Annotated in this window: 13 protein-coding genes; 6 read left to right on the top strand and 7 right to left on the bottom strand. The window is 46.0% G+C overall.

Going from position 1 to position 17,206, the window contains the following annotated elements; all coding sequences use genetic code 11:
• Window positions 1-48: 48 nt before the first annotated feature.
• Window positions 49-1,110 (bottom strand): 3-dehydroquinate synthase, encoded by a 1,062-nt coding sequence (gene aroB / locus BACCOPRO_RS10780; RefSeq protein ID WP_008143570.1) that lies wholly within the window; start codon window positions 1,108-1,110, stop codon window positions 49-51.
• A gap of 94 nt (window positions 1,111-1,204) precedes the next feature.
• Between aroB and BACCOPRO_RS10775 the strand changes: the two genes are divergently transcribed.
• The 3 genes from BACCOPRO_RS10775 to cls all read left to right on the top strand — a co-directional run bounded on the left by BACCOPRO_RS10775 (window position 1,205) and on the right by cls (window position 6,154).
• On the top strand, window positions 1,205-1,615 hold the full coding sequence (locus BACCOPRO_RS10775; RefSeq protein ID WP_040311435.1) for a hypothetical protein: 411 nt from the start codon (window positions 1,205-1,207) through the stop codon (window positions 1,613-1,615).
• A gap of 99 nt (window positions 1,616-1,714) precedes the next feature.
• Entirely contained in the window at window positions 1,715-4,588 is a 2,874-nt protein-coding gene (locus BACCOPRO_RS10770; protein ID WP_008143568.1) for a TonB-dependent receptor, read from the top strand.
• 129 nt (window positions 4,589-4,717) lie between these two features.
• Window positions 4,718-6,154, top strand: a complete 1,437-nt coding sequence (cls, locus tag BACCOPRO_RS10765) for a cardiolipin synthase (RefSeq protein WP_008143567.1) — start codon at window positions 4,718-4,720, stop codon at window positions 6,152-6,154.
• On the opposite strand, the gene BACCOPRO_RS10760 is transcribed toward cls, so the two are convergent.
• From BACCOPRO_RS10760 to BACCOPRO_RS10750, 3 genes are read right to left on the bottom strand one after another with little or no spacing between them, the layout of a single operon-like run.
• Window positions 6,114-6,680, bottom strand: coding sequence for an RsmD family RNA methyltransferase (locus BACCOPRO_RS10760; protein ID WP_008143566.1), 567 nt, complete (start codon window positions 6,678-6,680; stop codon window positions 6,114-6,116). The genes cls and BACCOPRO_RS10760 overlap by 41 nt on opposite strands.
• Window positions 6,671-7,489, bottom strand: coding sequence for a DUF3822 family protein (locus BACCOPRO_RS10755; protein ID WP_008143565.1), 819 nt, complete (start codon window positions 7,487-7,489; stop codon window positions 6,671-6,673). Before BACCOPRO_RS10755 ends, BACCOPRO_RS10760 begins: the two co-directional genes overlap by 10 nt.
• Window positions 7,490-7,491: 2 nt before the next feature.
• On the bottom strand, window positions 7,492-8,178 hold the full coding sequence (locus tag BACCOPRO_RS10750; protein ID WP_008143557.1) for a hypothetical protein: 687 nt from the start codon (window positions 8,176-8,178) through the stop codon (window positions 7,492-7,494).
• A gap of 94 nt (window positions 8,179-8,272) precedes the next feature.
• Between BACCOPRO_RS10750 and BACCOPRO_RS10745 the strand changes: the two genes are divergently transcribed.
• Window positions 8,273-9,706, top strand: coding sequence for an ATP-dependent DNA helicase (locus BACCOPRO_RS10745; protein WP_040311434.1), 1,434 nt, complete (start codon window positions 8,273-8,275; stop codon window positions 9,704-9,706).
• Window positions 9,707-9,755: 49 nt separating this feature from the next.
• Here BACCOPRO_RS10745 and BACCOPRO_RS10740 read toward each other — a convergent pair whose 3' ends face one another.
• From BACCOPRO_RS10740 to dxs, 3 genes are read right to left on the bottom strand one after another with little or no spacing between them, the layout of a single operon-like run.
• Entirely contained in the window at window positions 9,756-10,325 is a 570-nt protein-coding gene (locus BACCOPRO_RS10740) for a methylated-DNA--[protein]-cysteine S-methyltransferase (protein ID WP_008143554.1), read from the bottom strand.
• 29 nt (window positions 10,326-10,354) lie between these two features.
• Complete coding sequence (trkA, locus tag BACCOPRO_RS10735) at window positions 10,355-11,695, bottom strand: Trk system potassium transporter TrkA (protein WP_008143551.1); 1,341 nt, start codon at window positions 11,693-11,695, stop codon at window positions 10,355-10,357.
• Window positions 11,692-13,599 carry a 1-deoxy-D-xylulose-5-phosphate synthase gene (gene dxs, locus BACCOPRO_RS10730; RefSeq protein ID WP_040311432.1) on the bottom strand — a complete coding sequence of 636 codons (1,908 nt, stop codon included), beginning with the start codon at window positions 13,597-13,599 and terminating at the stop codon, window positions 11,692-11,694. Before dxs ends, trkA begins: the two co-directional genes overlap by 4 nt.
• Window positions 13,600-13,692: 93 nt before the next feature.
• Here dxs and BACCOPRO_RS10725 point away from each other — a divergent pair, with 93 nt between their 5' ends.
• Entirely contained in the window at window positions 13,693-14,679 is a 987-nt protein-coding gene (locus BACCOPRO_RS10725) for a GSCFA domain-containing protein (protein ID WP_008143547.1), read from the top strand.
• Entirely contained in the window at window positions 14,655-17,120 is a 2,466-nt protein-coding gene (locus tag BACCOPRO_RS10720; RefSeq protein WP_008143545.1) for a bifunctional UDP-N-acetylmuramoyl-tripeptide:D-alanyl-D-alanine ligase/alanine racemase, read from the top strand. Before BACCOPRO_RS10725 ends, BACCOPRO_RS10720 begins: the two co-directional genes overlap by 25 nt.
• Window positions 17,121-17,206: the final 86 nt, after the last annotated feature.

The raw sequence follows: 17,206 nt of genomic DNA, 5'->3' as shown, positions 1-17,206 counted from the left end.
GTGCCGCCAACTGGAAGAACCGGTTGGCGGCACATTTATTTTAAGCGGTCAGCCCATGGTCTCGCAATAGAAGTCGAGGGCTTCGTTGATTTCTTCTTTCGTTGCAGTCTGGTTGATACGGATGTCTCCGATGCCTCCCAGCAGGGTGAAATTGATCATGCCGGCAGCGGCATTTTTCTTGTCATGCTTCATAAATTCGTACAGACGGTCGTAATCGCGGCAGTTGAAAGCCAGTTTGCCGTAGTTTTCCTTGATGAACTGTACGGTCTGCCGCATCTTGTCTGTCGGGAAACCGGTTTTCTGGTGAGCAAGATACAGTTCGCAGACCATCCCCCATGCCACGGCATAGCCATGCAGGACGGGTGCTTCGCGTTCAAGAGCAAAGCTTTCGAAGGCATGTCCGATGGTATGTCCCAGATTCAGAGCCTTGCGTATTCCCTGTTCGAAGGGATCCTGAGCCACGATGCGTTCCTTTATCTGTACGGATTCGCCGACCAGTTGCTGGAGTTTTCCGTAGTCCGGATGGTCCATGTCGAACGTCATGAGTTCAGCCCAGTGGCCTTCTTCGCTGATCAGTCCGTGCTTGAGCATCTCAGCATAGCCGGACAGCAGGTTCTGCCGGTCGAGTGTTTTCAGGAACTGGCAGTCGATCAGTACGCTGGAAGCCGGAGCAAAAGCGCCGATTTCATTCTTCAGTCCGTTGAAGTTGATTCCCGTTTTGCCTCCTACGGCTGCATCAACCATGGAAAGAAGCGTCGTCGGGATATTGATGTATGCGAATCCTCTTTTGAATGTAGCTGCGGCAAATCCCCCCAGATCAGTCACCATTCCTCCGCCCAGATTGATAAGAAGTGAATGGCGGGTGGCCCCCTGATTGCTCAGGGCTGTCCATACGTGGGCCAGTGTGTCAAGGTTTTTATGTATATCTCCTGCACCGATGCAGATGGGAACCGCCTGTCGGATAGGTTCCGAACTCCCGACCAGTGGGAGACAGAGGCGCCGGGTATGTTCGTCGGTCAGGATAAACAGCTTGTCGTAAGCATGTGCGCCCAGAGCACGTTCCAGGTCTTCCTGCAGGCTCCGGCAGATAATGACTTCTTGTTTACTCATTGTTTCTTTTATGATATTCCTTCTGCAAAAGTAATGAAAAAGCCTTCTTTCATCAAAGAATTTATTACCTTTGTAACAATTTAAAACAATGCTTATGAAAGGAATTTTACCTGTTTGGTGCAGACTGGCCGGTTACGCGCTGTTGATCCTGTCCGTTTTTGTACCGTTGCTGATGTCTATGTTTGGGTGTGTCCATGACGGAAATCTCCTGTTCGTCAAAGTGGGGATGAAGCTGGTAATCTGGGTTTCTCTGTTTATGATCTTTCTGTCCAAAGCCCCTGATGAAAATGCGGAAACAGCTCATTTGCGCAGTCAGGCAATGAAATATGCTCTTGGATTATGGGGAATTTATTACTTTGTGAAACTGATATTGTCTCTGTTGGACGGTGACATACAGGCTGCCGATAATTCAACAGCCATTGTTTACATGGTGATCAACGTCATTTGCCAGGAGTTTCTGCTTCAGAAGAACCGGATGGAAAAGATATTCCACCACAAGAAATAAAAACGAAGAATATTTTCGTGACTCGATTAAACCTTTTCACCGGAATGGTGTCAAACCTTCGATTGTTTGAAAAAAGTGTTTAGATATAATTAGAGAGTCATGAAAAAATGGGTTTTGGGATTACTGTTCCTGGCAGGAATGTCGACAGCAGCCTTTGCACAAGGCGGGAACAGAAAGAGTTCTGTTTCGGGAACTGTGATTGACGGTGAGGACAAATCACCGGTAATACAGGCTACGATACAGGTTTTGTCATTGCCGGACAGTACGATGGTGACGGGAAACGTTACCGATCTGGACGGTCATTTCTCTATTCCGGTTCGCCCCGGAAAGTATGTGCTGAAAGTATCTTTCGTGGGTTATAAGACTTCCTGGAAGCAGGTGACGCTGACCAATGCGAAGCCTCGTGTGAATACGGGAGAAATCAGTCTGATGGCTGATGCCACATTATTGGAAGGAGTGGAGATCGTTGCTCAGGCTCCGGAAGTGACTGCTTCCGAGGATACACTGGTATATAATAGCTCTGCCTATCGTGTACCGGAAGGTTCGGCACTGGAAGAACTGGTGAAGAAGTTGCCGGGTGCGGAAGTCGATGAAAACGGAAAGATTACCATCAACGGAAAGGAAATCAAGAAAATTATGATAGACGGCAAGGAATTCTTTGCCGACGATCCGAATATTGCCATGAAGAACCTGCCGGTGAATATCATTGACAAGGTGCGTGCCTATGACAAACAGTCGGATATGGCGCGTGTGACAGGTATTGATGATGGTGAAGAAGAAACAGTAATTGACCTGACTGTCAAGAAAGGAATGAACAAGGGATGGTTCGGTAATGTGGACCTGGCCGCTGGAACTAAAGACCGTTACAGCGGTAAGATCATGGCCAACCATTTTTATGAAAAGAACCAGTTCACGGTGATCGGTTCTATGAACAACGTCAATGACAACGGTTTCCCCGGTGGTGGTGGCGGTTTCCGCGGAGGTTCGCAGAATGGCTTGAATGCAGTGAAAATGGCCGGTTTCAACTTTGGAACTGAATCCGAGAAACTGGAAACGGGCGGTAGTGTCAACTTCAATTACCGCGATGCGGATATTCAGCAGAAGCAGACTTCGGAAACATTTGTCTCAAGTGAAAACAGTTCATTCAAGAATGCGATGGACCGTTCACGCAACAAGACAACCAACCTGACTGCCGATTTCCGTTTCGAATGGCGCCCCGATACCATGACGACCATGATCTTCAGACCTCGTCTGACTTACGGAAAAACCAATAACGGCTCCGACTCTCACTCGTTTACTTTCGATACGGATCCGCAACATTCTACGGATGAACTGCTGAATGCGGAGGATATCACTTCGCTGGTTCCCGAAGAAAATATCATCAATACGATTGTGAAGAACTCCTTGCAAAAGGGAGATGACCTGACTGCTGGAGGTTCGCTGATGTTGAACCGCCGTCTGGGAACAGCCGGACGTAATATCACATTCCGTGGAAGCTACAATTATACAAACAGTGAAAGCGAGCAGTTCTCTGCTTCAACGACGGATTACTTCCAGCTGATGCAGGACTCTACTGAGATTCTGAACCGCTATATCACAACGCCGACCAAGAGTTATAATTACAGTCTGCGTTTCTCATACAGTGAACCGATTTTCCGTGGAGGTTTCCTTCAGTTCAGCTACAACTTCCAGTATAAGCATTCCAATACAGATAATTCTACGTATGATATGCCGCTGGAATGGACGATTGATCAGGGATTCGTCCCTGCCTGGGGAAGCCTGAATACAGATCTGAGCAAGAAGGCTGAATACAATTATTATAATCACCAGGCTGATGTGGCTTTGCGCTGGATCCGTCAAAAAATGCAGCTGAATGTCGGTGCTTCATTCCAGCCCCAGCGTTCTACACTGACCTATCAGATGGGAGATTATGCGGTAGATACGGTGCGTACAGTCTTTAACTTTACTCCGACTTTGGACTTCCGTTATAAGTTTAACAAGACCAGTCAGCTGCGTGTCAACTACCGTGGCCGCAGTTCACAGCCCAGTATGACTGACCTGCTTCCGATTTCGGATAACACAGACCCGCTGAACGTACGGGTAGGTAACCCGGGTTTGAAACCGTCGTTTACAAACTCTTTGATGGTCTTCTATAATACTTTCAATGTAGACAAGCAGCGTGGATTGATGACTCACTTCCGTTTCCAGAATGTCATGAACAGCATCAGCAACCGGAAGACTTACGATGAATCAACCGGTGGATACGTTACCATGCCGGAAAATATCAACGGAAACTGGAACCTGTTTGGTATTATCGGAACCAATACGGCCTTGAGAAACAAAAAGTTCACCATCAACACCTTTACACGTGCAAGCTATAACAACATCGTAAGTTACATCAGCGACAGCAGTGCTTTGTCTGAGGCTGACAAAAACACGATGCGTCAGCTGGTTCTGGGTGAACGTCTGCGCGGTACATATCGAAACAACTGGTGGGAGTTCTCATTGAACGGATCACTGGATTATACTCATTCGCGCAACAGCTTCCAGGATCGTAACAACATGGATACTTATCAGTTCTCTTATGGTGCAAGTACGAATGTGAATCTGCCCTGGAACATGTCAATCTCTACGGACTTGTCACAGAACTCACGCCGGGGTTATACAGATGCGAGCATGAACCGTGATGAACTGATCTGGAATGCACAGATCTCACAAAACTTCCTGAAAGGCAATGCTGCGACAGTCAGTCTGCAGTTCTATGATATCTTGCGTAATCAGAGCAATATCAGCCGTACGATCAGTGCCGCCATGCGACAGGATACGGAATATAATGCAATCTACAGTTACTGCATGTTGCACTTTATCTATCGTCTGAATCTCTTTGGAGGAAAGGGGAATGCTCCCCGTCCGGGCGGACCGGGATTCGGTCCTGGAGGACACGGACCGGGCGGAGGTCCTCGCCGGTTCTGATAAACCATACAGGAACAGGAAAGCACGGAAAGGCACCGTTGGAGAAAAAACGGTGCCTTTCCGTGCTTTCTGCGTTTTCTGCTTCACTGAAAACAGATTTTTATGTACATTTGTTCAAAACCTTGGATTATGACAGACATTGCTGTTTTCAACGAGATATGTACGGTGGCCTTTAACGTGATTTATTTCTCCGTTATTCTGACTACAATCTTTGTCGTGATACTGGACAACCGGAATCCTGTGAAGACGATGGCATGGATTCTGGTGCTCTTCTTCTTGCCGGTCATCGGTCTCATCTTCTATTTCTTTTTTGGACGCAGTACGCGCAAGGAGCGTTTGATCAGCCGGCGTGGCTATACCCGTTTGAGTAAACGTCCGATGGCTGAATATCAGCAGCAGGCAGCTATCAGGGAACTTCCCGATCAGTCCCGGCTGATGAGTTTCTTTAACCGGGTGAACGGAGCCTTGGCTTTTGGCGGAAATGATATTACGGTTTATACGGATGGCTATGCTATGCTGAAAGGGCTGTTGCGGGAGATCTCTCATGCGCAGAAGCATATTCACATTCAGTTCTATATTTTTGAGGATGATCCGGTCGGCCGTTTGCTGCGTGATGCACTTATTGACAAGGCGAGGGAAGGCGTAAAAATACGTGTGCTTTATGATGACGTAGGTTGCTGGAAGGTAGATCATGCATTCTTTGAGCAGATGCTTTTTGAAGGCATTGAGGTGCAGAGTTTCCTGAAAGTCCGTTTTCCCCGTTTTACGAGCAAAGTCAATTACCGTAACCATCGGAAACTTGCCATCATTGACGGAAAGGTGGGATTTGTCGGTGGAATGAATATTGCGGAGCGCTATATTCGTGGCTTCGACTGGGGCATCTGGCGTGACACGCATGTCCGGATTTCAGGTAAGGCGGTCTATGGTTTACAGACTTCTTTCCTGACCGACTGGTATCTGGTTGACCGCACATTGTTTACCTCTGCCGAATTCTTTCCTAAAATCGAACCGCAGGGAGATGTGGTGGCTCAGATTGTAACTTCGGATCCGGTGGGAGACTGGAGAGATATCATGCAGGGACTGACGATGGCTATATGCAGTGCACGGAGGTATTTCTATATACAGACACCTTATCTGCTGCCGACTGAAACCATAAATCAGGCTTTACAGACGGCTGCACTTGCTGGAGTGGATGTTCGGATCATGATGCCGAAACGGGCAGATGCCTGGCTTATTCATAAAGGTTCACTGTCTTATCTGGAAGAACTGATGAAAGCCGGAGTCAAGATTTACCTTTATAAAAAAGGTTTCCTGCACTCTAAACTGATGGTATGCGATGATGAGTTGTCCACGATTGGTTCCACGAATATGGATTTCCGCAGTTTTGAACATAATTTTGAAGCCAATGCCTTCTTCTATCATCGGGAGACGGCATTGGCTTTGAAAGAGATTTTTCTGACAGATCAGCGTGACTGTATGCTGTTGTCGAAGAATCTTTGGGATAAGCGTTCTTGGAAGAGTAAGGTTACAGAGTCGGTTGTTCGTCTGTTGTCTCCTCTACTTTGAAGAACGAGAAGTTTACGCTTCCATAATGGCGGTGTTCCACAAAATGCGGATGATTTTCGAAAGAAAGTGTCTTTCCGTGTTCCAAAACAAACAATCCTCCTTCTTTCAGCAGGTTGTATTCAAATATTTTGTCTGGAATGGTCGGCAGCTCGCTTAGCGCATAAGGAGGATCGGCAAAGATGAAATCGAACTGTTCATGGCAACGTTCCATATAGCGGAATACATCTCCGCGTACAGGGAAGCATTTGTCGGTTTTTACTTCTTCCATGACCTTGCGGATGAATGCATAATGCTGGGGATCCTTTTCCACGGAGATTACCCGGTCGCATCCTCTCGAAACCAGTTCGATGCTGATACTTCCTGTACCGGCAAATAGGTCGAGTGCAGTCACTCCGTCTTCGAAATCAATATAATTACTGAGCACGTTAAACAGATTTTCTTTGGCAAAATCTGTTGTCGGCCGCGCCTTGAAGGTATGAGGAACGTCAAAGCGCCGTCTTTTATAAATACCACTGATTACTCGCATGCAATTAAAGATTGGATATCAAACGGAACATTTTCAATTCGGCTGCTTTCCGAATCGTTGAATTCCGCTTGCGGGTTGATGATAAAGACTTTTCGGATGTATTGTTGTAACTGTTCTGTAATCTCCTTACGGAAAGGTGTCTGTCCGGTCAGATGGAGTTCGTCTCTTTCCTGATCGTAGCCTAACTGTTTCCAGGCATACAGCAAGTAATAGCACTGGTCGGTGACTCCGGATGCGGAGAACGTATTGAACAATAAAGGATGTCCACGGTCGAAAGCGAAAAGATCTACGCTTTCAGGGTGAAGGTTTGCGTAAAGCTTGCGGTTGTTTCCCAGTCTGCTCTTTACTGAAAAATATTCAATTTGCGGACTGACCGCAGCAAAAAAGCGGGCTGTAGGGAAATGCTCAGAGAAAAACAGATGCGTTAACTTATCCAGTCCGAACAGGATAACGGTATTGCTCTTCCCTAAAATATTGCAAAGAACCGTTTCGTTGTTTACTTTCTGGAGATTCTGATAGACGAGTGACTCCATCTGTTCATCTTCGTAAAGTTCGAAAGGTAATACGGTATAGCGTTCAGAATGGATCAGAATATTGACCTGTTTAAAAGGACGTTTCAGCTCTTCCGTCTCAGCCAGAAAGGCTTTGGCATTGGCTGCCATGGAGCGTTGGGTATTGACGGGATAAGGGTGAAAGAAGAAATCACTCCCGTTCAATGGGTTATAGATAGAAAAAGAAAATCCATCCGTACTAAGACGGATGGATAATGTATATTGTTCTGATTGTGAGAAATCAATCTTTTCAATCATGCTTATTCCCAGTTACCTGCACCGTTGTTCGGCTGTTCAATATCACCTACTCTCAGACCACAATATTTACCCAGTTTAGTCTGAACGTCTTTCAAGTTAACCAATTCCTGGTGGTTCAAGTCACCCAAATATACATCGTATGCAACCTGAGCCTGGAACAAGTTCAGAGGAGCACCGGCTTTAGTAGTATCTTTACGGATTGCCAGTTCAAACTTAGCACCGTTTCCATAAGGAACATACGGCAGAGAATCCGGATTGAATCCTTTTGCGAAGATAGTATCCATAACAGCTACCCACATAGTATCACGACGGAAGTTCTGCAGACCTTCTTTTTCTACTTCATCCCATTTGTTGGTTCTTTTAGCTTTGTTGATGATGGCCATCGCTTTCTTTTCAGTCATACCATTGTTCAGCTGGTCATCGGTCAAAGTTCCCACTTTCATGATGAAAGGAAGTTTTGCAGTCTTGACAAAGTCAATCAATGAATCAAAGTTGTCTGTGTAAGCACCCTGATGCAAAGTACGATATTCCTGCTGTGCCTTACGAATATCGATCAGACGGGCAATAATTTCTTTTTCTCTTGCCTTCTTAGTTTCGTCAAAGTTGATAGGACCCATAATACTGCCATAACAAATGTATACCAGACCGATTGCACAGGCAGCTAACACAAGATTAATTACTGTTTTCATGATAATATTGTTTTTTTAGTTTATATTCGTAGCGCAAAAATAAAATAAAATACTCTAACCACGTCAAAGTTACATGAACTTTTTATCGGGTGTTATGTTAAATAATGATTTGTTGCAGCAAATTAAAGGAAATTTTCCTTATGAACCAACAGAAGAGCAAGAAATTACGATTAAATTTTTTGTGGACTTTCTTTTTTCGCCTAAATCAGAATCTGTTTTGCTTCTGAAAGGATATGCCGGTACTGGAAAAACAACGTTGATCAGTGCGCTGGTTAAAACAATCCGGCATATACGCAGTAAGTGTGTCTTGCTGGCTCCTACAGGACGGGCGGCGAAGGTTTTTGCTCAGAATGCTTCTCATCCGGCTTATACGATTCACAAGAAAATCTATCGTCAGAAGACTTTCTCGAATGAAATGGATAATTTCCAGCTTGCGCCTAATCTGCATCGGGATACCTTATTTATAGTCGATGAAGCCTCGATGATAGCTAATGAGGGACTTGCTGGCGCTGCCTTTGGAACAGGACGGTTGCTGGATGATTTGATCCAGTATGTTTATAGTGGCGAAGGGTGTCGTCTGATGTTGATTGGAGATACGGCTCAGTTACCGCCGGTGGGTGAGGAAGAAAGTCCGGCACTCTGTCCTGAAATGCTGGCAGGGTATGGCCTGGAGGTGATGGAATGCCGTTTGACTCATGTGGTCAGACAACTGGAAACATCCGGTATTTTGTACAATGCTACCAGCCTTCGTAAACAGATTGTCGGTGAAGATTTCTTTTCGCTTCCGGTAGTAAAGGCAACAGGATTTGCGGATATCCGGATCATAACGGGCAGTGAATTGATAGAGGCGATTTCGGATAGTTATGATCATGCAGGGATGGATGAAACGATGATTATCTGCCGGTCCAATAAGCGGGCGAACTTATATAACCGCGGAATCCGCAATACCATATTATATAGGGAAGATGAATTGAACTCCGGAGATCTGCTGATGGTGGCCAAGAATAATTATTATTGGGGAAGCGAGAATAAAGAACTTGATTTCATTGCTAACGGTGATGTTGCCGTGGTTCGCAGAATGCGTCGGGTGAGAGAAATGTATGGTTTCCGTTTCGCGGATGTCGTTCTGACTTTTCCGGATTATGATGATCTGGAACTGGAGGTTAAAGTGTTGCTTGATACGCTTCATTCTGATACTCCAGCGCTGACCAGAGAACAAAGCGAACATTTGTTTAACGCCGTGCAGGAAGATTACAAAGATATTACAGTGAAGCGGGAACGGGTGAAGAAGCTGAAAGAAGATCCTTATTATAACGCGTTGCAGGTGAAATATGCTTATGCGGTTACTTGTCATAAGGCACAGGGCGGTCAATGGAAGCGCGTGTTTATTGATCAGGGATATATGACGGAAGATATGCTGACTCCTGATTATTTTCGTTGGCTTTATACGGCTTTCACCCGTGCTACGGAAACGCTTTATCTGGTGAACTGGCCCAAAGAACAGTTAACCGGAAACCAGGAACAGTAGAAAGGAAGGAGGTGGAGGCTTTTCAATTTTATCAGGAACTCTTATCCGATTATTCCGAAACTTTATGAACTGACGGAAAGAGTGAAAAGATATTTTTGTTCCGTTGTTCCAGTTCCAGTAAATATTGTTTTGCGGAAAGACCTCCTGCATATCCGGTCAGCTGACCGTTTTGTCCGATTACCCGATGACAGGGGATAAAAATAGAAAGCGCATTGGCTCCATTGGCTGAAGCGACGGCCCGTATTGCTGAAGGTTTCTGCAATCGTTGGGCTTGTGCGCAATAAGATAAGGTAGAACCATATGGAATTTTTTGTAGCAGTTTCCATACATCCTGTTGAAACGGGCTTCCGATGGTCAGTAATGGAATGTCAAAAGTTTCGCGTTTCCCGCTGAAATACTCATCCAGCTGGCAGGATGCTTTCTGCAATATACAGGAATTTCCTTCCCGCCATTCCGCATTGAGATAACGGTTCAGCCGTTGAAAGATTTTTTCTTGATTGGGGCTTGTTTTCCAATCGCAGAGACATAGCCGATCCTCCGTTGCTCCTAAAAGCAAATCTCCGCAAGGAGAAGAGTAGGAGCAATAGAGAATAACCGGAGATGATTTTATACCTTCCATTGATTCCTGCAGGGAAGACTGATTCCTTTTTAATTGAAATATTTTTCCAGCTTCTTGATCATCATGCCCAGACAGAATACAACTACATGGTCGCCTTCCTGAAGTTGCGTATTACCGGTAACCATGATACCTTCTCCGTTCCGGATCAATCCTCCGATGGTGGCACCTTTCGGCAAACCGATGTCTTTGATTGGAGCTTTTGTTATGCGGGATCCTCCTTTGACGGTGAACTCAGCTACGTCGGCATTGGCGAAGGTCAGACATTTCACGTTCGATACATCTGCATCAAGCATCATCTGATAGATATGGCTCGCTGCTATGAACTTTTTATTGATAACGGCACCGATATCCAGACTTTCTGCCATGCTGATGTAATCAACGTTTTCTACTTCTGCTACGGTCTTGGTTACTCCCAGACGCTTGGCGGCCAGACATGCCAGAATATTGGTTTCCGAACTTCCTGTCAGGGCAACAAATGCTTCAATATTCTTGATACCTTCTTCCAGAAGCAGTTCCACGTCACGACCGTCTCCGTTAATGACCATTACATCATCGTCAACCAATTCTGTCAGTCTGTTACAACGGTTGAAATCGCATTCGATGATTTTCGTCCGCATATAATCCGGCATGTATTGTGCCGTCCGGACAGCAATACGGCTTCCTCCCATGATCATTACATTGCGGATATCTGCATAATTTTCTTTTCCGGCAATCTTGCGGATGTATGGGATATATTTCTTTGTCGTTGTGAAATAAACAATATCATTGAGCTTGATCGAGTCGTTACCATTCGGGATAATGGTTTCATTTCCTCGTTTGATGGCAACCAGGTGGAAGGGAATATTTCTTCCTCCCAGTTCATGCAGCGGAACATTCAGGATTTCAGCTGTCTCACGCATCTTTGTTCCGATCAGCACAAGAGCGCCTCCTGCAAATTCCCACCACTGGCGGATCCAGCTCATCTTGACGGCATCTACAATTTCCCGGGCAGCCAGCATCTCCGGATAAATCAGAGAATGCACTCCCAGCTTTGCAAAGAATTCTTTGTTCTTGGGAAGCAGGTATTCATAATTGTCGATGCGGGCAACGGTTTTTTTCGCTCCAAGATTAGTTGCCAGCATACAGGCTGTCATATTCCGGCTTTCGTCCGGAGTGACGGCTATAAAGAGGTCTGCACCTGCTACACCGGCTTCTTTCAGTCCGTTGATGGATGTTGGGGAATAGTTGACCAGCATCAGGTCAAGGTTATTACCCATCTTCTCCAGTTTTTCATCATCCTCATCCATCAGGATGATGTCTTGCTTTTCACCGGAAAGTAATTTGGCTAGATGTGTTCCTACATTTCCGGCCCCTGCTATAATGATTTTCATAAATTTGTCATGTTAGTTAATGCATGAAGTATTCCGGCTTCATCAATATGACACAAGGCATACAGATCCTTGACCGGTCCATGCTGTATAAACTTGTCTTCTATACCCAGGCGTTTCACCATAGGAGTGTATTGGTTGTCTGCCATAAATTCCAAGATAGCACTTCCCATTCCACCTTTCAATACTCCATCCTCTATCGTCAGTATACGATGGAATTTCTTTCCTATTTGATGCAACATGGCTTCATCAAGCGGCTTGAGGAAACGCAGGTCATAGTGTGCAATGCTGCACGATAAGATCTTTTCAGCTTTTTGTATGGCTTCCTTTGCAATGTTGCCGATAGGGCCAATCGTAATGACAGCAATGTCGGTACCTTCTTTCAGTACACGTCCTTTTCCTACTTCAACAGGTTCCAGCGGACAATGCCAGTCGGTAAGGACTCCTCTTCCGCGTGGATAACGGATGACAAAAGGTCCCATGTCCGGAAGCTGTGCTGTGTACATCAGACGGCGAAGCTCATGCTCATTATAAGGTGAGGCAATCGTCAGATTAGGAATGGAGCGCATGTACGCCAGGTCGAAAACTCCATGATGTGTCGGTCCGTCTTCTCCGACCAGACCTGCACGGTCCAGACATAGTACGACATTTAATTTCTGAATGGCAACATCGTGAATGACATTGTCGTATGCCCGTTGCATGAAAGAAGAATAAATGTTGCAGAAAGGAAGGAGACCATCTTTGGCCATACCGCCGGAGAATGTTACGGCATGTCCTTCTGCAATACCTACATCGAAAGCTCGGTCGGGCATTTCCTGCATCAGCAGATTCATGGAACAGCCCGTAGGCATGGCTGGAGTTACACCTACAATCTTGTCATTCTGCCGGGCCAGTTCTACCAATGTCTTCCCGAAAACCTCCTGAAAGAGTGGAGGCATTCCTGTGGTATCGCTTATGATACGTTCACCGGTATCTTTGTCAAACATGCCCGGAGCATGCCAGATGGTTGGATCTTCTTCAGCCTGTTTGAAGCCACGTCCTTTCTGAGTGTGAATATGCAGTAACTTCGGTCCTTTCATATCTTTGATTTCCCGAAGAACTTTGGTCAGTGTCAGAACATCATGTCCGTCGACAGGACCGAAATAACGGATATTCATTCCTTCGAAAATGTTTTGCTGCTGCATTAACATTGACTTCAGGCTATTGTTGAAACGAAGCAGGCTTTTGCTTCGCTCGTCATTCAGAATCCCCCATTTGTATAGTTTTCCTGCAATGGCCTTTCTCAGCCGGTTGTAGCCCACTGATGTATGCAGGTTCAGCAGGTATTGTTTCATTCCTCCAACACTTCGGTCAATGGCTATATTGTTGTCGTTCAATATGATTAACAGGTTGTTGGGCGTGGAAGAAGCATTATTCAGACCTTCGAATGCCAGTCCGCCACTCATGGAACCGTCTCCAATGACAGCAACGACATGCCGGTTCTCTTCTCCCTTTCGGGCTGCGGCAACAGCCATACCCAGGGCGGCAGAGATGGAATTGGAAGCATGTCCGCAAGTAAAGGTGTCGTATTCGCTTTCTTCAGGCGACGGGAATGGACGGATGCCGTTCAGTTTCCGGTTAGTGTAAAACCGGTCACGTCTTCCGGTCAGGATCTTATGTCCGTAAGCCTGATGCCCTACGTCCCAAACGATGCAGTCGTAGGGAGTATTGAATGCATAATGAAGGGCAACCGTCAGTTCTACTACTCCCAGACTCGATCCGAAGTGTCCCGGATTGCGTGAAAGCTCATCAATTATTTTTTCCCGGAGTTCCGTACAGACTTCCGGAAGGTCTTCTGCCGGCAGTTTGCGCAGGTCATCTGGGCTATCTATCTTATTCAACAGTTTGTATGAAGTTTGTTGTTCCATCATGCTTCGATAAACTTTAATTCTGCAAAAATACGATAAATATATATATTGTGCTTACATTTGCATCAAAATTTAAGAGCGAGAAAAAGAACTATGGAGTTTAGAACGAAAGTCGATTTGCCAGTCGGACAATGGGAGATCAGCCATGCCAGTCGTCTGATGTTGTGGGGATCTTGTTTTAGCGAACATATTGGAAATCGTTTGTCGGATTATAAGTTCCGTTGTGATGTAAATCCTTATGGTATTTTATATAATCCTCTTTCGATTGCCCGGGCTTTGACAGAACTGGAGGCAGGAAAAGTGTATGTTCAGGATGATCTGATATTTCATAACGACGAATGGCTCAGTCTGATGCACCATGGATCTTTTTCGTCTGTTATGCCGGAAACCTGTCTGAGACAGATTAATGAACGGAATGAGGAAGCAAGGAAACATCTGGCCGAGACTGACTGGTTGCTTTTCACGTGGGGAACAGCCCGTGTCTATGAGTGGAATGAAGACGGGCAGGTGGTTGGAAATTGTCATAAACTGCCTGAAAAGTCTTTTACACGCCGGTTGCTTGATCCCGAAGAGATCACAGTCTGTTATGAGAATCTGTTGGAGAAACTTCACACGCAGAATCCTTCTTTACAGGTCTTGTTCACCGTGAGCCCCATCCGTCATGCCCGTGACGGCATGCATGGCAATCAATTAAGCAAGGCTGTACTTTTGCTCGCAGCCGACCGGTTGTGCCGGCGCCTGCCTTATTGTCATTATTTCCCGGCTTATGAGATCCTGATGGATGAACTGCGTGATTATCGTTTTTATGCAGATGACATGCTGCATCCCTCTTCTCTTGCTGTTGATTACGTTTGGGAATGTTTTTCGGAAGTCAGTTTTTCTCCTTCTACCCGTCAGATAATGAAGATGTGGGAGGACATTCGTCGAGGACTTGCCCATCGTCCGTTTCATGCCGAGGGAGAGGCTTATCAGAGTTTTTTACGTCAAATACTGTTAAAGATAGAGCAGTTAAAAGAAAAATTTCCGTACTTAGACACGCTAAATGAAGAACAGATATGTCAGAGACTATTGAAGAAATAACTTCTGTGATGGGCGCAGAACGAATAGGAAACGCGCCTGCACGTATTGACTGGATCCTAACGGACAGTCGTTCACTTTGTTTTCCCGAAGAAACTTTGTTCTTTGCCCTGAAGACAAAGCGTAACGACGGACACAAGTATATACATGAACTTTACGAACGGGGTGTACGTAATTTTGTAGTCAGTGATTTGCCTGAGAATGGGGAGGCCTATGTGGATACCAATTTCCTGAAAGTGGCTAATCCTCTGCGTGCGCTGCAGCGTCTGGTCGCCAAGCACCGTGAACAGTTTCAGATTCCGGTAGTCGGGATTACGGGAAGTAATGGAAAGACCATTGTGAAGGAATGGCTTTATCAGTTGTTGAGTCCCGAACGCATCATTACCCGTTCTCCCCGCAGCTATAATTCACAGATCGGTGTGCCTTTGTCTGTATGGTTGCTCAACGAGCATACGGAGCTGGGTATATTCGAAGCGGGTATTTCCGAAATGGGAGAGATGGAGGCTTTGCGCCCGATCATTCAGCCGACTATCGGCGTGTTGACCAATATCGGAGGAGCGCATCAGGAAAATTTCACTTCCCTGCAGGATAAATGTATGGAAAAACTTCAGCTGTTCAAGGACTGCGATGTTATTATTTATAATGGCGACAATGAACTGATCAGCAGTTGTGTGGCAAAATCCTTGTTTACAGCCCGCGAGATTGCCTGGTCCATGAAGGACACGGAACGTCCGCTTTTCATTGAAAGTATCAGCAAGGATGAAACGGGAACCACCATCAAATATCGTTATCTGGGCTTTTTCAAGGAATATCGTATTCCTTTTATTGACGATGCTTCCATCGAAAATTCCTTGAACTGTCTGGCTGTGGCTCTCTATCTGATGGTTTCGCCTGAAGTGATTGCCGAACGGATGTTGCGTCTGGAGCCGGTAGCCATGCGTCTGGAAGTGAAAGAAGGCAAGAACGGGTGCGTACTGATCAATGACAGTTATAATTCTGATTTTGCTTCGTTGGATATTGCACTTGATTTCATGGCCCGCCGTACGGAAGACAAGGGGCGGAAGCGTACCTTGATCCTCTCGGATATTCTGGAAAGCGGTCAGGTGAGCAAACTGCTTTACCGGCAGGTTGCTGATTTGGTTCACAGTCGCGGAGTAGACCGTATAATCGGAGTGGGAGAGGAAATTTCTGCTTATGCATCCCGCTTTGAAATTGAAAAGCAATTTTTCCGTTCCACTAATGAACTGCTGGCGTCAGGAGTCTTGTCCGGGCTTCGAAATGAAGTGGTGTTGATCAAGGGAGCGCGTGTCTTCCATTTCGATGATATTACGGATGTCCTAGAACTGAAGGTGCATGAAACGATTCTTGAGATTAATCTGAATGCGCTTACGGCCAATCTGAATTATTATCGGAACAAACTGAAACCGGAAACCAAGATGGTATGCATGGTGAAGGCTTCGGCATATGGCGCCGGTTCGTTTGAAGTAGCAAAGACTCTTGAAGACCAGCGTGTAGACTATCTGGCCGTAGCTGTGGCCGATGAGGGAGCAGACCTCCGCAAGGCTGGCATTCATTGTCCGATCATTATCATGGACCCCGAAGTGAGTGCTTTCAAGACAATGTTCGATTATAAACTGGAACCTGAGGTTTACAGTTTCCAGATGCTGGAAGAACTGATTAAGGCGGCTGAACGTGAAGGAGCTGCCAACGTGCCTGTACATATTAAGGTCGATACCGGAATGCATCGTCTGGGATTTGCACCTTCTGACATGCCGCGTTTGGCTGAACGGCTTCACCGGCAGTCGACAGTTATTCCCCGGTCTATCTTCTCTCATCTGGTGGGAAGCGATTCTGACCGTTTTGATCCATTCACCCGCCGGCAGATAGAAACCTTTGAAGCTGCTGCGGCCGACTTGCAGAAAGAATTCAATCATAAGATTATTCGCCATATTTGTAACACTGCCGGTATTGAACGTTATCCGGGAGCCCAGTTTGATATGGTTCGTCTGGGACTGGGGCTTTATGGCATTGATCCTTACACCAATCGTATTCTCCATAATGTGACGACCCTGAAGACTACGATTCTTCAGATCCATGATGTGCCGGCTGATGAAACAGTGGGTTACAGCCGCAAGGGAGTGCTTAGCCGTGATTCGCGTATCGCGACGCTTCCTATCGGATATGCTGACGGCCTGAACCGCCGTTTGGGAAACGGACACGCCTATTGTCTGGTGAATGGAAAGAAGGCACCTTATGTGGGAAATATCTGCATGGATGTCTGCATGATCGATGTGACGGATATTGACTGTAAGGAAGGCGACAAGGCGATCATCTTCGGTGATGACCTGCCTGTTACGGTTCTTTCGGATGTTCTGGAAACGATTCCGTATGAAATTCTGACCAGTGTTTCGGGCCGTGTCAAACGTATCTATTATCAGGACTGATCCGGCAGACTGTGAGTGAAATCTCTTTTGCGATCAGATAGTCCCGGGGCCTTCGGAAGTAGTTTTCAAAGGCCTCGGGCTTTTTT

It is taken from the genome of Phocaeicola coprophilus DSM 18228 = JCM 13818, from assembly GCF_000157915.1.
Taxonomy (GTDB): Bacteria; Bacteroidota; Bacteroidia; order Bacteroidales; family Bacteroidaceae; genus Phocaeicola; species Phocaeicola coprophilus.
Note: the sequence above shows the minus strand (reverse complement) of the source record. Positions and strands in the feature narration are given on the sequence as shown.

Excerpts from the sequence above, each read along its gene's own strand:
- aroB (WP_008143570.1), bottom strand. The coding sequence starts at position 1,110 with ATGAGTAAACAAGAAGTCATTATCTGCCGGAGCCTGCAGGAAGACCTG.
- BACCOPRO_RS10775 (WP_040311435.1), top strand. The coding sequence starts at position 1,205 with ATGAAAGGAATTTTACCTGTTTGGTGCAGACTGGCCGGTTACGCGCTG.
- BACCOPRO_RS10770 (WP_008143568.1), top strand. The coding sequence starts at position 1,715 with ATGAAAAAATGGGTTTTGGGATTACTGTTCCTGGCAGGAATGTCGACA.
- cls (WP_008143567.1), top strand. The coding sequence starts at position 4,718 with ATGACAGACATTGCTGTTTTCAACGAGATATGTACGGTGGCCTTTAAC.
- BACCOPRO_RS10760 (WP_008143566.1), bottom strand. The coding sequence starts at position 6,680 with ATGCGAGTAATCAGTGGTATTTATAAAAGACGGCGCTTTGACGTTCCT.
- BACCOPRO_RS10755 (WP_008143565.1), bottom strand. The coding sequence starts at position 7,489 with ATGATTGAAAAGATTGATTTCTCACAATCAGAACAATATACATTATCC.
- BACCOPRO_RS10750 (WP_008143557.1), bottom strand. The coding sequence starts at position 8,178 with ATGAAAACAGTAATTAATCTTGTGTTAGCTGCCTGTGCAATCGGTCTG.
- BACCOPRO_RS10745 (WP_040311434.1), top strand. The coding sequence starts at position 8,273 with ATGTTAAATAATGATTTGTTGCAGCAAATTAAAGGAAATTTTCCTTAT.
- BACCOPRO_RS10740 (WP_008143554.1), bottom strand. The coding sequence starts at position 10,325 with ATGGAAGGTATAAAATCATCTCCGGTTATTCTCTATTGCTCCTACTCT.
- trkA (WP_008143551.1), bottom strand. The coding sequence starts at position 11,695 with ATGAAAATCATTATAGCAGGGGCCGGAAATGTAGGAACACATCTAGCC.
- dxs (WP_040311432.1), bottom strand. The coding sequence starts at position 13,599 with ATGGAACAACAAACTTCATACAAACTGTTGAATAAGATAGATAGCCCA.
- BACCOPRO_RS10725 (WP_008143547.1), top strand. The coding sequence starts at position 13,693 with ATGGAGTTTAGAACGAAAGTCGATTTGCCAGTCGGACAATGGGAGATC.
- BACCOPRO_RS10720 (WP_008143545.1), top strand. The coding sequence starts at position 14,655 with ATGTCAGAGACTATTGAAGAAATAACTTCTGTGATGGGCGCAGAACGA.